Source organism: Pelagerythrobacter marensis (assembly GCF_036700095.1).
Lineage (GTDB): Bacteria > Pseudomonadota > Alphaproteobacteria > Sphingomonadales > Sphingomonadaceae > Pelagerythrobacter > Pelagerythrobacter marensis_A.
In genome coordinates, this window is sequence record NZ_CP144918.1 from 2005325 (window position 1) to 2021425 (window position 16101).

Consider the following 16101-nt stretch of genomic DNA (forward strand, 5'->3'; position numbering starts at 1 on the left):
TATCCCTGCCGGATACCGCCGGTCAGTATTTGAGCGTGGCCGTCACGAAGACCTGCCGCGGATTGCCGTAGAACGCCGTCAGCGTCCCCTCCGGCCCGAGCGTCGGGATCGGCTGTCCGTTGGCCGTCTCGATCTCCCCCGTTGTCGGGTCGGTCGCGACGAAGGTGTAGCCCGAGGTCTTGTACTGCTTGTCGAACAGGTTCCTGCCGTAGAGCCCGATGCTCCAGCGGTCGCCCGGCGCGGTATAGACCACGCTGGCATCGACCAGCGCGTAGCCGCTCTGGTCGAGATAGGGGTTCGGGATCTCGAACTGATAGGTCTTGCTGCGATAGGAAACCGTCGTGCCGAGATAGAGATCGCCGCTGCCCAGCGGGGCGGTATAGCTTGCCGTGCCGCTGGCGGTCCATTTGGGCGTGTTCTGGACTTTGCGGTGCTCGGCCACATCGGTCGGGGTATTGCCGATATTGGTGATATATTCGTCGTACTGCGCATCGATATAGCCCAGCGATCCCGACAGGTTGAACCCGCCGCCCAGCCGCGCGCTCGCCTCCAGCTCCAGCCCCTTGAACGTCGCCTTGCCGGCGTTGGACACGACCCCGCAGAACGACGGCGTGGGTTCGGGCGGCTCGCCGACCATGATCGTGCAGGCGACCGATCCGGGGATCTGTACGTCGGTGTAGTCGGCATAGAATCCCGCCACCGCGACATTCAGCCGGCCGCCCATCAGGCTGCCCTTGTAGCCGATTTCGTAACTGTCGACCTGTTCGGGCGCGAAGCTGAGGAACTCGGCGATTTCCTCGTCGGTCGGTGCGCCGGGCGTCGCCGCCGGGGCATTGCTGCCGACACCGCGCGGATCGAACCCCCCGCCCTTGAAGCCTTGCGAATAGCTTGCGTAGATGTTGTGATTGGGCGTCGGCATGAAGCTGATCGAAGCGCGCGGGGTGAATTTCCTGAACTCGCGGCTGCCGTCGAAATCGGTGCTCGGCGCCCCGAAAGGCACCCCCGCACCGCCGAAAATCGGCGATCCGCCGCCGAGGTAGTTCTGCCGCAGGATCGAAGCGGTGCGTTCGTCCCAGGTGTAGCGGCCGCCGACCGACAGGCTGAGCCGTTCGGTGAGGTCGTAGGTGAAATCGCCGAAGATCGCGTAGGTCTCCGTATCGACCTCCGCCGCCGTGTACGCGGTCAGGCCGGCGAAGGTGGTGAAGATGCGCACGTCGAACAGCGTATCGGCCGAGGCGTCGAGGTAGTAGAGGCCGAGCAGCCCGGTCAGCGGTCCGCCGTCATCGTAGAGCAACTGGAATTCCTGGCTGATCTGTTCGTTGTAGTAAGCGCCGGGCACGTCGAGATCGACCGCGGGCAGGGCGTCGAAGTCGATCGGGCCGATGCTGTCGTCCTTGCGCCACGCCGATATGGAACGGAGCGTCAGGCCGGCGCCCAGATCGGCCGAAATGTTCATCGACAGGCCATAGGCCTCGACATCCTGCCGCGGATCGTCGAGCCCGCCGCGCGTATCGTAGACATCGTCGAGCACCGGCGCGCCGGAGACGAGGCCGGGGATCAGCCTGTGCCCGCCGCGCTGGAGGCTCTTGTCGCGGGTGTAGTCGCCCGAAATGCGGATCAGCACGGGTTCGCCGTGCCCCCCGATCTCCAGCGAGGCACGCCCGGCCCAGATGTCCTTGTTGTAGTTTTCCGTGCCCAGCGTGAGATTGTCGCCGAAGCCCCCGCGTGAAAGCCGTGCAACCGAACCGCCGATCCGCACGATATCGCCCAGCGGCGCAGAGGCGCTGATCACGGCTTCCGCCTGATCGTATGTGCCGTAAGTCGCACGCGCCTTGAAAGAGAATTCCTGCGGCAGCTGGCTGGTCACGTATTTCACCGCGCCGCCGATCGTGTTGCGGCCGTAAAGCGTGCCCTGGGGACCGCGCAGGACCTCGATCCGTTCGACGTCGTAGATGTCGAGCACCGCGGCCTGGGGCCGGTTGAGGTAGACGTCGTCGAGATAGATGCCGACCCCCTGCTCGAACCCCGAAACCGGGTCCTGCTGGCCGATGCCGCGGATAAACGCCGACAGGGTGGAATTGGTCGCGCGCGAGCTTTCGAGTGTCACGTTCGGCACCGACTGCGCGATGTCGGTAATGTCGAGCGCGCCGCGTTCCGCCAGCTGTTCGCCGGAGAACGACGAGACCGCGACCGGAACGTCGATCAGCCGCTCCTCCCGCCGGCGGGCGGTGACGACGATCGTGTCCGCGCCGGTGGCCGGGGCGGCTTCTTCGGGGGGCGCGCTTTCGCCCGGCTGCTCCTGCGCGGATGCCGGAGCCGCCGCTATGGCGCCCGCGGCGACGCCGCCCAGCAATAGGGCGGAAAGCTGCATTTTCGGCCTGGTCATTTCATCCTCTCCCGATCGTGTTTGTTCCCCTGATATTGAAACATGAACCATCTTTCAAGTTTGCTCTTGCCGCATCGCGCTTCGGCCCCTAGCTCTGCGGGCCATGGACACGGGGAAGACAGCGACGCCCGGCGATGCCGGCAAGGAACCGCGGACCGAACGGGGGCGGCGGACATTGCGAAAGCTGCTCGATGCCGCGGCGGCCGAATTCGGTGAAAGGGGGTTCCACGAAACCTCGATCAGCGGCATCACCGCGCGGGCGGGGACGGCGCTGGGCAGCTTCTACACCTATTTCGATTCCAAGGAGGCGATCTTCCAGGCGCTCGTTCGCGATATGAGCGAGGCGGTGAAGCGCGCGGCGCGCGAGGCGCTGGCGGAGCCGCTGCCCGCGCTCGAGCGGGAGCGCCGGGCGCTCGCCGCCTTCCTGCGCTTCGCCGCGGAGCACAAGGAAGTCTATCGCATCATCGACGAGGCGGAGTTCGTCGATCCCGACAGCTATCGCCAGCATTACGAAACCACCGGCGCCCGCATCCTGGAGCGCCTGCGCGAAGGCGCGCGGCAGGGCGAGCTGCGCGGCGACCTGGAGGAAGCCCACGCCTGGGCGATCATGGGAATGAACGTCTTTCTGGGCCTGCGCTACGCCGTATGGGGCGACGGCGCGATGCCCCCCGATCGGGTGGCGGCCCTCGCCAACGACCTGCTGGCGCGCGGCATTGCCGCGGAACGGTGATCGTTGCCCGAAGGGGGAATGGCCGGTCCGGCAATGGTGGGCGCGGCAAGGATTGAACTTGCGACCCCACCCGTGTGAAGGGTGTGCTCTACCACTGAGCTACGCGCCCGCCGGAAGGCCTTTGGCAAGGCTGCCTCGACGGCAGGGGCGCGCCTTTGCCATGCAGCGGCGCGCTTGGCAAGCGGCCTGTGAAGCGCCGTTCGTGCGCCCCGTCGGTCGAGCCCTCGTCGGTCGAGCCCGCGTTAGTCGAGCAGCCTCGCGATCCGTGCCAGCCACCCGCGCCCGCTCGCCGTTTCGGTCCGCTGTGCGGCCGAGGGCGGGCATTCGAGGCAATAGGCCTGCATTCCCTGCGCCGACAGCAGCCGTTCGAGAATGCGGCCTGCCTGGGCCAGCCTGAGCTGTTCCGCGCGGGCGACCGCCGCGAACAGGTCGCCGCCGCCGGGCGCGCGCTCGCCTGCGACCAGCTGGCGGATCAGCGAGTCGAACGGTTTGGTTTCGCTACCGAGATACTCGACGTGCCAGTCGCCGTCTTCCAGTTCGGCCTGGGTCGCGGCCCAGGCCAGCGCATCCTGCAGCCCGCCGTACTGATCGACGAGGCCGATCTGGCGGGCGGTGCCGCCGTCCCACACGCGCCCCTGGCCGATCCGGTCGACCTGCTCGGTCGACAGCTTGCGCGATTCGGCGACGCGGGCGAGGAAATCGCGATATCCATCCTCGATAGAGCTTTGCAGGATGGCGTCGATTTCAGGGGTGAAGCCGCCGATCAGGTCCGGCTGGCCCGACAGCGGGGTGGTGCGCACGCCATCGGCGTGGATGCCCCAGTTGGCGGCCGTGCCTTCGAATGTCGGGATGACCGCGAAGATGCCGATCGAACCGGTGATCGTCTCCGGCTCGGCAAAGATCCTGTCGGCCGGGGTCGAGACCCAGTATCCGCCGCTGGCGGCCACGTTGGCCATCGAAACGACGACCGGAATGTCCTTCGCCTTGTGGCGCAGGATGGCCCGGCGGATCTCCTCCGACGCGGTGACCGATCCTCCCGGCGAATCGACCCGCACGACCAGCGCCGCCAGGTCTTCGTCGAGCGCGTCGAGCAAGAGGTCGCGAATGCGGTCGCCGCCGGCGGTTCCGGGGCCGGCATCCCCGTCCACGATCTGCCCGGCAATGGTCACGACGCCGATCTTGCGCCCCGGCCGATCGGGTTCGGTCTCCGCCAGCCACGGTTCGAATTCGGTATGCGCGAAGGTGCCCGGCGTATCGTCCCACGAATCGGCGCCCGCTATTTCGGCCACGCGCTCGCCGAACTCGGTCTTGCCGCCCAGCCGGTCGACCAGGCCCGCGCTCATCGCTGCGCTGGCGAGGTCGCCCTCGCTCGCGGCGACCCATTCGACCGCATTCTGCGTGATCCGGTCGAGCTGCAGCTTGGGCCGCGCCTTCTTGACGTTGGCCTGCCATTCTTCCCACAATGCACCGTACAGCGCCTGATAGTTTTCCCGGGCCTCGGGCGACATGCCGCTGCGCGAATAGGGTTCCACTGCCGACTTGTATTCGCCGACTTTGTAGATCCGGGCGTTGACGTCCAGGTTTTCCAGCAACTCGCCGAAATAGAGGTTCGATCCGCCGGGGCCGGCGATCACCGCGCCGCCCATCGGGTCGACCCAGACCTCGCTCGCGTGCGAGGCCAGCATCATCGCGTCGTCGCCATAGAACAGCGCATAAGTCAGCACCGGCTTTTCCGCCGCGCGCGCGCGGTCGAGTGCGGCGCCGATATCCTGCAAGTGGACCTGGCCCCCGCCAAGGAACGAGGTGAGATCGAGGACGATCGCCTTGATCCGATCGTCTTGCGCGGCGGCGTCGATCGCGTGGACCAGATCGCGCGACTGATATTCGCCGATCGGCGGTTCGCCCGAAAGCAGCACCCCGATGGGATCGATCGGGGCTTTCTCTTCCACCACGACGCCGTCGAGCTGAAGCAGGAGCGCGCCCTCGCGCACTTGCGCCGGGCTGGGCCGGGCGGTGAGAATGGCGTAAAGCGCCATGAAGAACAGGAGCAGGAAGACGAGGCTGAGGCCGTCCTTGATCCCAACCAGCAACCGCCAGACCTTGCCTGCAAAAGCCATCGTTCGAACAACCCCCGGATAAGTTCGCCAGGCGGCCAACGTAGTGCGGCGGGGGCCGGCGATCCAGCCGAAAGGATGCGAGCGGCCGACACAGGTCGACGAAGGGCGCGGCGGACACGCGAAACCATTGCCAGCGGTGCCCGTGCCCCCTAAGGGCATGGCTTCGATGGCATCGACCGGCACCCATGATACACCGGGCCGCTTTCCGGCGGGGGCGCGGGCATTCCCGCACCGCGACCTGACCGGCATCGCGCAGCTGGAACGGCACGAGATCCTGTTCCTCCTGGCCGAAGCCGAACGCTGGGTCGAATTCAACCGGCGGGCGGACAAGCACTGCGACGAACTCGCCGGTCTGACGATCATCAATGCGTTTTTCGAAAATTCGACCCGGACGCTGCTGAGCTTCGAGATTGCCGGCAAGCGGCTGGGGGCCGACGTCGTCAACATGCACGCCGCGCAGTCGAGCGTGAAGAAGGGCGAGACGCTGATCGACACCGCGGTCACGCTCAATGCCATGCGCGCCGATGCGATCGTGATCCGCCACGGATCGAGCGGCGCGGTCGATCTGATCGCGAGCAAGGTCGATTGCCCGGTCCTCAACGCCGGCGACGGGCAGCACGAGCATCCGACGCAGGCCCTGCTGGACGCGCTCGCGCTGCGTCACGCGCTGGAGGACCGGGGGGAGGGGAGCGAGGATTTCACCGGCCTGACGGTGACGATCTGCGGAGACATCCTGCACAGCCGCGTTGCGCGCTCCAATGTGCTTTGTCTGCAGGCGCTCGGGGCCTCCGTGCGCCTTTGTGCGCCGCCCGCGCTGATGCCGGCCGGAGTCGAGGCGCTGGGGGCACAGCCGTTCCACGATTTCGACGCCGCGCTCGAGGGGGCGGACGTGGCGATGATGCTGCGGCTTCAGACGGAACGGATGAGCGGCCAGTTCATCCCTTCGGCGCGCGAGTATCATCACCTCTACGGCCTTACCCGCGAACGGCTCGACCGGTGCGCACCCGATGCGCTGGTCATGCACCCCGGCCCGATGAACCGCGGGGTGGAGATCGACAGCGACGTGGCCGATCTGATCGACCGGTCGATCATCACGCGGCAGGTCGAAATGGGCGTCGCGATCCGCATGGCCTGCCTGGACGTACTGACGCGGCGCGCGCGTGCGGTGCCGGGCTGGAACGACGGGCAGTGGACATGAGGCAGATGCGGCCGATCACGGTGACCGGCGGCAGGCTGGTCCTGCCCGACGGCGTGCGGCCCGGCGCGCTGCGGATCGTCGACGGGACGATCGCGGCCGTGGGCGAAGTCGCGCCGCAAGACGGCGACGAGACGCTCGACGCCGGCGGCGCGCTGGTCGCCCCGGCGCTGGTCGATCTGGGCGTCTTTGCCATCGACAAGCCGGCGTTCCACTTCGGCGGCATCGCCCGCGCGGCGCTGATGCCCGACCAGGCGCCGCCGCTCGATTTGCCGAGCCGGGTTTCGCACCTGGCGAAAAGCGGCAAGCCCGATTTCTGGGTTCACCCGCTGGCCGCGGCGACGCGGGGGCTGGAAGGCCGCGAACTGGCGGAATTCGCGCTGATGAAGGAAGCCGGCGCCCGCGGCATTGCCACCGGCCGCCGCTGGATCGCCGATTCGGGCGTCATGCTGCGGCTGCTGCAATATGCCGCGATGCTCGATCTCGTCGTGGTCACCCATGCGGAGGACGCCGCGCTCGTCGGATCGGCCGCGGCGACCGCGGGGGAAATCGCCACGCGCCTCGGCCTTCCCGCGGCACCGGCGGAAGCGGAGGCGCTGGCCGTTGCGCGCGATGTCGCGCTGGCGGAGATGAGCGGCGCGCGGCTCCATTTCCGGCAGCTGACGACCCATGCCGCGCTCGATATCGTGCGCGCGGCCAAGGCGCGCGGGGTGGCGGTCACGGCGGGCGTCACTCCGGCGCATTTCATGCTCTCGGACCTTGCCACCGCGGATTTCCGCACGTTTGCGCGCCTTTCGCCGCCGTTACGGTGCGAATCCGACCGCCGGGCGGTGATCGAGGCGATCGCCGACGGCACGATCGATGTCATCGCATCGGGGCACGATCCGCGTGGGCCGGAAGACAAGCGCCTGCCGTTTGCCGATGCCGCCCCGGGCATGGCGGGGGCGGAAACGCTGCTGGCGATGACGCTGACGCTCGTGCGCGACGGGGTGATCGATGTGCCGCGCGCCTTCGACCTGCTGGCGCGGGCGCCGGCGCGTCTGCTCGGCGTTGCGGCCGGAGAGCTGCGCGAAGGCTGCGAGGGCGACGTGGCTGTGATCGACCCGGACAAGCCGTGGGTCGTCGATCGGCGCAAGATGGAGGCGACGGCGGGCAACACGCCGTTCGACGGGCAGCCGGCACAAGGCCGTGTGCTGGCCCTGCTGAAGGGCGGCATGAGGCCTTAGAATTGTTTCCGGGGCCGCTTCAGCCTTGCTGAAAAGGCCTTCGGCGGGTCGGAAGGGATGGCCGGCGCGGAGCGATTGTCAGCGGCGCGCCATGCGGACACCGTCGCCGGTCGCGCCGGGCAAGGGCCGGCCTTCGGCCCAGGCAATGCATCCTTCGCCGCGCGCCTTTACGGTCGAGCACATCGAGCGGGCTTCCGCCGACTCCAGCCCCCCGGCCGAGACGCGATAGTATGTCTTTCCGCGCACGCGGGCCTCGGTAATGACCATGCGATAGCGGTCGAGGTTCGGATAGGTGCTGGCATATACGCCCCAGGCGCGGCGCGCGCCTTCGCGGCTGGAGAACGATCCGAGCTGTACCAGATGCCCGCCGTCGACGTCCTTCTTCGCGGGCGTGGGGGCCTTTTCGGCCGCCGCGCGGGCCGTGCCGCGCGCGGGCGCTTCGACGCCGTAGCGGGCAGGCATTTTCTGCACCACGGGTTCCGAAATGAAGGCGATTACGCTCTCGGTGATCTGGGCGGGCGTTGCGCCGGACGGTGCCGGAGCGGCAAAAGCGCTTTGCACGTCGCTCGGCGTTTCGACCCGGGTCGGCGCGACTGCCAGTTGCGGCGCGGGCTCGGCAGGCGGCAGTTCGGCCGCCGCATAGGCCACCTGCGCCCCGGAAGCCTGCTTCGGCGCAAGCTCGCCCGAGGGAGGGGCCAGCGCGGCCGCCTCGGCAGCGAGCTGTTCCGAGCCGGGATTGTTGTCGAGGGCGAGCGCGATCGGCTGGCCGGGATCGCGCACCACCGGCGCCCCCAGCAGCCTGGCGACCCGCGCCTGGTACATTTCGGGCTGGACCGCCTGGGCCCATTCGCCGATCCGCTGATCGATCTGGTCCGGCGGAACGTCCTCGGCGGCCATCAGGCGCGCGGCGCGCCAATTGCCCTGAAGGGCATAGGCATAGGCCAGGTTCTGCCGCACCTTGGCGGTGTTCTGCCCCCCGCGCAGGGCATTCGCGAGCACGTTAGCGCCCCTCTCGGGCTGTCCCGCAAGGGCGAGTGCAAGGCCCAGATCGGCGGGATCGAGATCGTCGCGCCAATCGTCGAGCACGGCGAGGGCCTTGGGATAGTTGCCCACCGCGATTTCGGCGAGGACGTAGCTGAGCGCCGTGCGCGGCGAATTGTCGCCCAGCGACATCGCGTCCTGAAAGCTGGTGGCGGCAGACTGGAAACGCCCGGCCTTCAGATAGGCGGCGCCCAGGACGGCGCGGTACTGCCGGTTTCGCGGCTCGGCCCGAACGGCGGCCTCGGCATGGGCGACCGCGGTGCCTTCCTTCCCCTTTTCCAGCGCTGTCTGCGCCTTGGCCGCAGACAGGTCGGCGCGCGGCGCGGACTGGGTCGTGCAGCCGGTAAGCGCCGTGGTCGCAAGCGCGCTGGTCAGCGCGAGGGCGACGAGGCGACGTGTCTTGACAGTCCGGGTCATGGATTTCTTCCCCACGTTCATCACTGCCGCTCGATCCGGGCGGCAAGATCATCGAGTTCGGGCATGGCGACGAGCATGGCATCGAGCGCTTCGGTCACGATCTGCTGCGCGCTGCGATTGCGCAAAGTGCAGGCCAGCCGCAGCTTCAGATGCCGCTCCGCATCGAGCCGCAGGGTGAAGGCGGCGCGCTTCCCGCGCGCGAGCGCCGACCGGCGCGGAGCAGGCCCGTCGGACCGCTCGATTTCCGCGCCCAGACGCCGGGCGGCTTCGTCCTGCTGCTTGCGAACCGGCGATTCCACCGGGGCGGGATCCTTCGGGGCGGGCCCACGCTCGCCGTCGATAGTGCCGGCATCGGCGGGCTCGGGCGTGCCGAGCTGATCCTTGGCCTCGTGGTCGATCTCGCGGGCCTCGGCCGCGGTGGCCGGATTGGCGGGAGCGGGGGTGAGCTGCAGCACGTCGGCCTCGCGCGGCTCTTCGCCGCCATCGGGGCCCATGTCGTTCCAGCCCAGATCCTCGATCCGTTCCGCCGTCGCGGCTTGCCCGGCGATCAGCGCCGACTGCGGACGCATGGCGGGGCGCGCGCCGCCCTTGCGGGCGAGCAGCGAGGAATTGAGGGAGGCGAAGTTGGCGTCGCTCATGGCTCGGTCGCGATCCTACTGTGCCACCCGGCGGCCGAAGCCTCCGGCAGGCCGGTAGACCCCGGCGGCGGGCGAGACGGCGTTGGGCGCCGCGAAGACGGTGCGGCGGAAGTTCTTTTCCAGCCTGTCGGCGACATAGTTCCACAGCGCGGTGACTTCGGCGGCGCTGCGGCTGTCGGGATCGACTTCCATCACGGTGCGGCCGTCGATCATCGAGGCGGCATAGTCGGTCCGCTGATGCAGGGTAATCGGCGCCACCGTGCCATGCTGGCTCAATGCCACCGCCGCTTCGGAGGTGATCTTGGCTTTCGGCGTGGCGGCGTTGACCACGAAGACGAGCGGCTTGCCGGCACGTTCGCACAGGTCGACCGTCGCGCCGACCGCCCGCAAGTCGTGCGGGCTGGGGCGCGTCGGCACCACGATCAGTTCGGCGACGCCGATAACCGACTGGATCGCCATGGTGATCGCCGGCGGCGTGTCGATCACCGCCAGCTTGAATCCTTGCTGGCGCAAAATCTGGAGGTCGCTGGCGAGGCGCGCGACCGTCGTTTGCGCGAAGGCGGGATATTCGGCCTCGCGCTCGTTCCACCAGTCGGCGAGCGAGCCCTGCGGGTCGATATCGATAAGCACCACCGGCCCGGCACCGGCGCGCTGAGCTTGCACGGCCAGGTGACCGGATAACGTGGTCTTGCCCGATCCCCCCTTTTGCGACGCCAATGCCAATACTCGCACAGGCTGGTCCCCCTGCTGTTCCTGTCCTGTCCACCGCCTGAAAGCGGGTCGGATAGGCAGATCGCAGGATACCCCTAATTTAAGGTTAACGGACGTCCGGCTCGGCAGTGGCGATACGAGAGATATTGGTTAGAAACCCTTTGCTAACGGACTGTTCACTATGTCAGGCTCTCGCCAGAGGAAATCGGGGACCCGCCGATCATGAAGATCGCACACAGATTGCAGACGTTTGCCGCGGCCGCCGTTCTCGCCGCTGCTGTGGCGACACCCGCGCTTGCCGACGTCAAGGCAGGGGTCGATGCGTGGAGCCGCGGAGACTTCGCTGCGGCCGTGCGCGAATGGCGCGAGCCGGCCGCGCGGGGGGACCCGGATGCGCAGTTCAACCTTGCCCAGGCCTATCGCCTGGGACGGGGGGTCGAGCGCGATCCCGCCCAGGCGGAGATTTTCTACGCCAAGGCGGCGGCACAGGGTCATATCAAGGCTGCGGACAATCTCGGCCTGATGCTGTTCCAGGCCGGGCGCCGGGAAGAGGCGATGCCCTATGTGATCGCTGCGTCCGAGCGCGGCGATCCGCGTGCCCAGTATCTGCTGGGCCTTGCCCATTTCAACGGCGACCTGGTGGAGAAGGATTGGGTCCGGGCCTACGCCCTGCTCACGCTCGCCAATGCCGCCGGCTTGCCGCAGGCGAGCCCCGCGATCCAGCAGATGGACGACTATATTCCGCTCGCCGACCGGCAGGAGGCGCAGGTCCTCGCGCAATCGCTCAAGCGCGACAGCGATGCCGCGCGCGCGCAGCAACTGGCCGCTGCGGATCTGGCGCTGGGCGGTGAGACGACCGGCGCCGCGCCGCCGGCACCTGTGCGGGAGGCGCCGTCCCCGGCCGTTCCCACGACCTCGGGCCGGGTGCCGGCTCCGATCGCCAGCACTGGAATTTCGCCCTCGATCGCCGCCGCGCAGGCCGCGATCGAAGAGGCAAGCCGCATAACCGGCACCGGCAGCCCGGCGGAAGCCGGCGCCGACTATGCCCGGCCGCGCGCCGCGCCTTCTCCGCCGCCGCAACAGCCGGCTCGGGCGTCGGCTGCTCCCCCGTCCAGCGGGCCGTGGCGCGTGCAGCTGGGCGCATTTTCCGTCCCCGGCAACGCAGACCGCCTTTGGCGCGATCTCTCCGGGCTGGAGGCGCTTGCCGGCAAATCGAAGATCCTCGTTCCGACCGGGCGGCTGACCAGGCTCCAGGCGGGAGGATTCGCCAGCCGCGCGGCGGCACAGGCGGCTTGCGCCAGCCTGAAAGCGCGCGGCCACGCCTGCCTCGTGACGCGTTAGAGTCGTCCTCTTTGAGACGGCACCGGCCCGCACCCGAGGCGGTGGCCGGAACGGATTTGCGCTGTTCCCCGCACCATCGTCAGCTAGTATGGCGGCGAGCTTGAGGGGGGAACGATCGATGACGGACGGGCAGAGCGTGGCGGGAAGCGGCGCGCCGGATCAGGCCCCGGTGGCACCCGCGAAGGCGGGCGAGCGGATCGCGAGCCTCGATTTCATTCGCGGCATTGCGGTTCTCGGCATTCTGGCGGCCAATATCGTCGCCTTCGGCCAGCCTTTCGCGGCTTACATGTATCCGGCGGCCTTTGCAGTGCCGCATGGCGAAGCGTCGAACTGGTTGTGGGTCGCGCAGTTCGTGCTGATCGATGGCAAGATGCGCGGCCTTTTCACCCTGCTGTTCGGGGCCGGGCTGGTCCTGTTCATGGACAAGGCCTGGGCACGGGGGCGGACCCGCTGGCTCCAGGTGCGGCGCCTGTTCTGGCTCGGCCTGTTCGGGCTGATCCACTTCTTCCTGATCTGGCGCGGCGATATCCTGTTCTCCTACGCCGTCTGCGGGCTCGTGGCGGTCCTCTGCCTCAAGTGGTCGATCAAGACGCAGCTGGTCGTCGGGCTTCTCGGCTATCTCGTCGGCGCGTTGCTCTATCTCGCGATGATCGGCCCGACCTACTTCGTCGCCGACACCGAACTGGGCGAGCATGCCGCTTTCGCCGAAATGCGCGCGGACCTGGAGCGGGGCAAGGCGACGGAACTGCAGAACGGCCACCGCGAGCTGGAGATCATTTCGGACGGGCGCTACGGCGATTTCGTCGCGAACAACGTGACCGAGCATGCAAGCGACCTGTCGTTCTACATCATGCTGTGGGTGATGGAGACGCTGCCGTTGATGCTCGTCGGCATGGCGCTCTACCGCCTCGGGCTGTTCAGCGGCGGTTTCGATCCGGCACGACAGCGGCGATGGGGCTGGATCGGCCTGATCGGCGGCGGTCTCCTGACGCTGCCGATCGCGCTCTGGGCCAAGGCGACGGGGTTCACCTACTATGCGACTCTCGCGGCCTTCGTCGGCTTCTCGCCGTTGCCGCGGCTGGCGATGGTGCTCGGTCTCGCCGCACTGCTGGCGCTCTGGGGCGCGAAGGCGCGCGGCTGGCTGGCCGTGCGTCTGGCAGCGGCGGGCAGGGCGGCCTTTACCAATTATCTCGGCACTTCGCTCGCGATGATGCTGGTGTTTCACGGCTGGGCCGGGGGGCTTTACGGCGAACTCGGCCGCCCGGCGCTCTATCTCGTCGTGCTGGGCATGTGGGTTCTCATGCTGGCCTGGTCGAAGCCCTGGCTCGAACGGTTTCGCTACGGCCCTCTCGAATGGCTCTGGCGCTGCCTGACGTATGGGCGGGTGTTCGCGCTGCGGCGATGACAGGGGTTGCTATTGCGAAGACTTCGCATAAATTGGCGACTGCGAATCACTCGCAGGAGCCGAAATGTACGTCTGCATCTGCAATGCCATCAGGGAAAGCGACCTGCGCCGCACGGCCCGGCGTTGTCCCGGCGATGCGGAGGCGATCTATGCCGCGCTGGGCAAGCGTCCCAATTGCGGCCAGTGCCTCGACGATGCGGAAGACATCCTGGCCGAAGAGCGCGAAATGGCCTTCCTTCCCGCCTGCGCGGCCTGATTTTCCAAGCTAACGCTAATCGCTCGCAAATGGCGGAATTCCGCCATTTTTTGGGCTGTCACCCTTGCTATCGGAGCCCTCGAAGCGCATAGCTTCTTGTGCATTTCGGATCGATGGAGGCGCCCCGTGAAAGGCGACGCGAAAGTCATAGAGTTCCTCAACAAGGCACTCACCAACGAACTCACGGCAATCAACCAGTACTGGCTGCATTACCGGGTCCTGAAAGACTGGGGCGTCGAGCGTCTGGCCGATTACGAACGGCATGAATCGATCGACGAGATGAAGCACGCCGACATTCTTGCCGAGCGTATCCTGTTCCTGAACGGCCTGCCCAACTTCCAGGCGATCCATAAACTGAAGGTCGGCGAAACGGTCGAGGAAATCCTCAAGGCCGACCTTGCGATGGAGCACGAGGCGATCCCGCTGCTGCGCGACGCCATCGAACATTGCGAGAGCGTGCGCGACTACGTCAGCCGCGAGATATTCGAACGCATCCTCGAAAACGAAGAGGAGCATGTCGATTTCCTCGAAACGCAATTCGACATGATCGCGCGGATGGGCCTGCAGAACTACGTCCAGTTGCAGAGCAAGCCGGCCGACGACGAGGACTGATCGCGGGCGCCCCGGCGCGCCGGCTCAGCGCTTTTTCTTCCGTGCTGGCCGAACGCCGCGGGCGGCCAGCCGGGTTTCGAGCAGGAAGAAACCCAGGCCGATGATCAGCAGCACCATCGTCAGGACCCACGCCATCGCCGTTATCGTGCCGATCTGCGGTTTAATGTAGGCGCTGATGAACAGCAGCCCGATCACCACGCTGATCACCGCGGCCGAGGCGGTCGAGAACACGACCGCCTTCTGCGCGTGCCGCCGCCGCTGGCCCAGCCACGGCAGCTCGCTGATTTCGACCTCGCCCGCCTTGCCGTCCTCGATTCTGCGCTCGATCCGTTCGATCCGCTCGGCGATCCAGATCATGCGCGACATCATGACATTCATGATCGCGCCGATACCGCCCAGAAGGAAGGCAGGCGCGAGCGAGAGCTGCACCATTTGCTGCACCCGCGGGGTGCTGGCCGTGCGTTCGAGTATCTCGATCGCGAGGCCGCCGCCGGAGGAAAGCAGGTCGATCATCACTCGCTCTTATACGGATTTTTCGGACTCTTGAGTACCACCCGCACCGGTACTGCGTCGAAACCCAGCTCTCGCCGGATGCCGTTCACCAGATAGCGTTCGTAGCTTTTCGGCAACATGTCGAGCCGGGTCCCGAACACCACGAAACGGGGCGGGCGCGTGCTGGACTGCGTGATATAGCGCAGCTTGATTCGCTTGCCCTTGGGCGCAGGCGGCGGGTTGGCTTCCAGCGCATCGTCGAACCAGCGGTTGAGCGCTGCCGTCGGCACTCGCTTGGACCAGCTTGCGCGAAGCTCGAACGCAGCGGCGAGCATCGTGTCGAGCCCCTTGCCGGTCCTGGCGCTGACCGCGAACAGCGGCAGCCCGCGAACTTGCGAGAGGCCTTCGTCGAGCGCGCCGCGGACGCCGTTGAACAGCGACGAGGCGTTTTCGGCGATGTCCCACTTGTTGATCGCCACCATGAGCGCGCGGCCTTCCTGCAGCACCATGTCGGCAATCTTGAGATCCTGATGCTCGAGCCCTTTTGTCGCATCGAGCAGAAGAACCACGACTTCCGCGAAATCGACCGCGCGCCGGGCATCGGCGACGCTCAGTCTTTCCAGCTTTTCGGTGACGCGCGCCTTCTTGCGCATTCCGGCGGTGTCGATCAGGCGAATTTCGCGCACGGTTCCGCTCGCAGGGTCGGTCCAGTGCCAATCGACCGCGATCGAATCGCGTGTAATCCCGGCTTCCGGGCCGGTCAGCAGGCGATCTTCGCCCAGCAGCCGGTTTATCAGGGTCGACTTTCCGGCATTGGGCCGCCCCACGATGGCAAGCTTCAGCGGGCCGAGGTCCGCTTCGTCCTCGCTCGCCGTCTCGCCGCTCTCGGCCTCCCGACCGGGATCGCCATCCTCGCCGTCGTGCGCCTGCGACCCTTCCGCCTTGTCGCCGATGATCGGCCAGAGCGCGCCGAACAGATCGGCCACCCCTTCGCCGTGCTCGGCCGAGAGGGGCACCGGTTCGCCGAAGCCGAGCGACCATGCTTCCAGCACGCCGGCTTCGCCTGCTTTGCCCTCTGCCTTGTTCGCCACGGGCACGACAGGCAATGTCTGGCTGCGCAGCCAGCGCGCGATTTCTTCGTCGAGCGGCGTCAGGCCGGCGCGCGCGTCGATAACGAACAGTGCCGCATCGGCGCCTTCCAGGCTGATCTCTGTTTGCCGGCGCATGCGGCCGGGCAGGGTGTCGGGATCGTCGTCTTCCCATCCGGCGGTATCGACGATCGTGAATTCCAGCCCTGCGATCACGGCATCGCCGAAGCGCCGGTCGCGCGTCACCCCGGGCTGGTCGTCGACGAGCGCCAGCTTCTTGCCGACGAGGCGATTGAACAGCGTCGACTTGCCGACATTGGGCCGGCCGATGATGATGACGTGGGGTTTGCGGGTCATACGCCAGGGCAGGTGGCGGCTATCGCGGCGCTTGGCAAGCGCGGCGGAGCAAAGGTTAATATCCATTAACCATGTTGCGCAGCATCACG

General features: G+C 67.4%; 14 protein-coding genes and 1 tRNA gene. 7 read left to right on the top strand and 8 right to left on the bottom strand.

Annotated elements, in window-relative coordinates:
• Positions 1-22: 22 nt before the first annotated feature.
• On the bottom strand, positions 23-2371 hold the full coding sequence (locus tag V5F89_RS09470) for a TonB-dependent receptor (RefSeq protein WP_425334382.1): 2349 nt from the start codon (positions 2369-2371) through the stop codon (positions 23-25).
• A gap of 118 nt (positions 2372-2489) precedes the next feature.
• Here V5F89_RS09470 and V5F89_RS09475 point away from each other — a divergent pair, with 118 nt between their 5' ends.
• Positions 2490-3116, top strand: a complete 627-nt coding sequence (locus V5F89_RS09475) for a TetR/AcrR family transcriptional regulator (protein WP_338445408.1) — start codon at positions 2490-2492, stop codon at positions 3114-3116.
• 34 nt (positions 3117-3150) lie between these two features.
• Here V5F89_RS09475 and V5F89_RS09480 read toward each other — a convergent pair.
• Positions 3151-3225 (bottom strand) — tRNA-Val (locus V5F89_RS09480).
• Positions 3226-3358: 133 nt separating this feature from the next.
• Positions 3359-5233: a signal peptide peptidase SppA gene (sppA, locus tag V5F89_RS09485; protein ID WP_338445409.1), complete on the bottom strand. Its 1875-nt coding sequence runs from the start codon at positions 5231-5233 to the stop codon at positions 3359-3361.
• Between the two features lie 166 nt (positions 5234-5399).
• On the opposite strand from sppA, the gene V5F89_RS09490 reads away from it, so the two are divergent.
• Both V5F89_RS09490 and V5F89_RS09495 read left to right on the top strand, forming a co-directional pair.
• Positions 5400-6431, top strand: coding sequence for an aspartate carbamoyltransferase catalytic subunit (locus tag V5F89_RS09490; protein ID WP_338445410.1), 1032 nt, complete (start codon positions 5400-5402; stop codon positions 6429-6431).
• Positions 6428-7654: a dihydroorotase gene (locus V5F89_RS09495; RefSeq protein ID WP_338445411.1), complete on the top strand. Its 1227-nt coding sequence runs from the start codon at positions 6428-6430 to the stop codon at positions 7652-7654. The genes V5F89_RS09490 and V5F89_RS09495 overlap by 4 nt, the downstream gene beginning before the upstream one ends.
• A 78-nt stretch (positions 7655-7732) precedes the next feature.
• Here V5F89_RS09495 and V5F89_RS09500 read toward each other — a convergent pair whose 3' ends face one another.
• The 3 genes from V5F89_RS09500 to V5F89_RS09510 are packed head-to-tail and all read right to left on the bottom strand — an operon-like array spanning position 7733 to position 10482.
• Complete coding sequence (locus V5F89_RS09500) at positions 7733-9112, bottom strand: SPOR domain-containing protein (RefSeq protein WP_338445412.1); 1380 nt, start codon at positions 9110-9112, stop codon at positions 7733-7735.
• Positions 9113-9132: 20 nt separating this feature from the next.
• A complete protein-coding gene (locus V5F89_RS09505) occupies positions 9133-9750 on the bottom strand; it encodes a hypothetical protein (RefSeq protein WP_338445413.1) in 618 nt (205 codons plus the stop codon).
• A gap of 15 nt (positions 9751-9765) precedes the next feature.
• On the bottom strand, positions 9766-10482 hold the full coding sequence (locus V5F89_RS09510) for a ParA family protein (protein WP_338445414.1): 717 nt from the start codon (positions 10480-10482) through the stop codon (positions 9766-9768).
• Between the two features lie 201 nt (positions 10483-10683).
• Here V5F89_RS09510 and V5F89_RS09515 point away from each other — a divergent pair, with 201 nt between their 5' ends.
• From V5F89_RS09515 to bfr, 4 genes are all read left to right on the top strand, one after another.
• Complete coding sequence (locus tag V5F89_RS09515) at positions 10684-11802, top strand: SPOR domain-containing protein (protein ID WP_338445415.1); 1119 nt, start codon at positions 10684-10686, stop codon at positions 11800-11802.
• A 118-nt stretch (positions 11803-11920) separates the two neighbouring features.
• Entirely contained in the window at positions 11921-13207 is a 1287-nt protein-coding gene (locus tag V5F89_RS09520) for a DUF418 domain-containing protein (protein WP_338445416.1), read from the top strand.
• A gap of 64 nt (positions 13208-13271) precedes the next feature.
• On the top strand, positions 13272-13463 hold the full coding sequence (locus V5F89_RS09525) for a (2Fe-2S)-binding protein (protein ID WP_338445417.1): 192 nt from the start codon (positions 13272-13274) through the stop codon (positions 13461-13463).
• Positions 13464-13589: 126 nt separating this feature from the next.
• Positions 13590-14075, top strand: a complete 486-nt coding sequence (gene bfr / locus V5F89_RS09530) for a bacterioferritin (RefSeq protein WP_338445418.1) — start codon at positions 13590-13592, stop codon at positions 14073-14075.
• 24 nt (positions 14076-14099) lie between these two features.
• On the opposite strand, the gene V5F89_RS09535 is transcribed toward bfr, so the two are convergent.
• Entirely contained in the window at positions 14100-14588 is a 489-nt protein-coding gene (locus tag V5F89_RS09535) for a DUF2721 domain-containing protein (RefSeq protein ID WP_338445419.1), read from the bottom strand.
• Complete coding sequence (gene der / locus V5F89_RS09540) at positions 14588-16012, bottom strand: ribosome biogenesis GTPase Der (protein ID WP_338445420.1); 1425 nt, start codon at positions 16010-16012, stop codon at positions 14588-14590. The genes V5F89_RS09535 and der overlap by 1 nt, the downstream gene beginning before the upstream one ends.
• Positions 16013-16101: the final 89 nt, after the last annotated feature.

Coding starts and splice junctions, on each gene's coding strand:
- sppA (WP_338445409.1), bottom strand. CDS start 5,233: ATGGCTTTTGCAGGCAAGGTCTGGCGGTTGCTGGTTGGGATCAAGGAC.
- V5F89_RS09520 (WP_338445416.1), top strand. CDS start 11,921: ATGACGGACGGGCAGAGCGTGGCGGGAAGCGGCGCGCCGGATCAGGCC.
- der (WP_338445420.1), bottom strand. CDS start 16,012: ATGACCCGCAAACCCCACGTCATCATCATCGGCCGGCCCAATGTCGGC.
- V5F89_RS09495 (WP_338445411.1), top strand. CDS start 6,428: ATGAGGCAGATGCGGCCGATCACGGTGACCGGCGGCAGGCTGGTCCTG.
- V5F89_RS09535 (WP_338445419.1), bottom strand. CDS start 14,588: ATGATCGACCTGCTTTCCTCCGGCGGCGGCCTCGCGATCGAGATACTC.
- V5F89_RS09500 (WP_338445412.1), bottom strand. CDS start 9,112: ATGACCCGGACTGTCAAGACACGTCGCCTCGTCGCCCTCGCGCTGACC.
- V5F89_RS09475 (WP_338445408.1), top strand. CDS start 2,490: ATGGACACGGGGAAGACAGCGACGCCCGGCGATGCCGGCAAGGAACCG.
- V5F89_RS09515 (WP_338445415.1), top strand. CDS start 10,684: ATGAAGATCGCACACAGATTGCAGACGTTTGCCGCGGCCGCCGTTCTC.
- V5F89_RS09490 (WP_338445410.1), top strand. CDS start 5,400: ATGGCATCGACCGGCACCCATGATACACCGGGCCGCTTTCCGGCGGGG.
- V5F89_RS09505 (WP_338445413.1), bottom strand. CDS start 9,750: ATGAGCGACGCCAACTTCGCCTCCCTCAATTCCTCGCTGCTCGCCCGC.
- V5F89_RS09470 (WP_425334382.1), bottom strand. CDS start 2,371: ATGCAGCTTTCCGCCCTATTGCTGGGCGGCGTCGCCGCGGGCGCCATA.
- V5F89_RS09525 (WP_338445417.1), top strand. CDS start 13,272: ATGTACGTCTGCATCTGCAATGCCATCAGGGAAAGCGACCTGCGCCGC.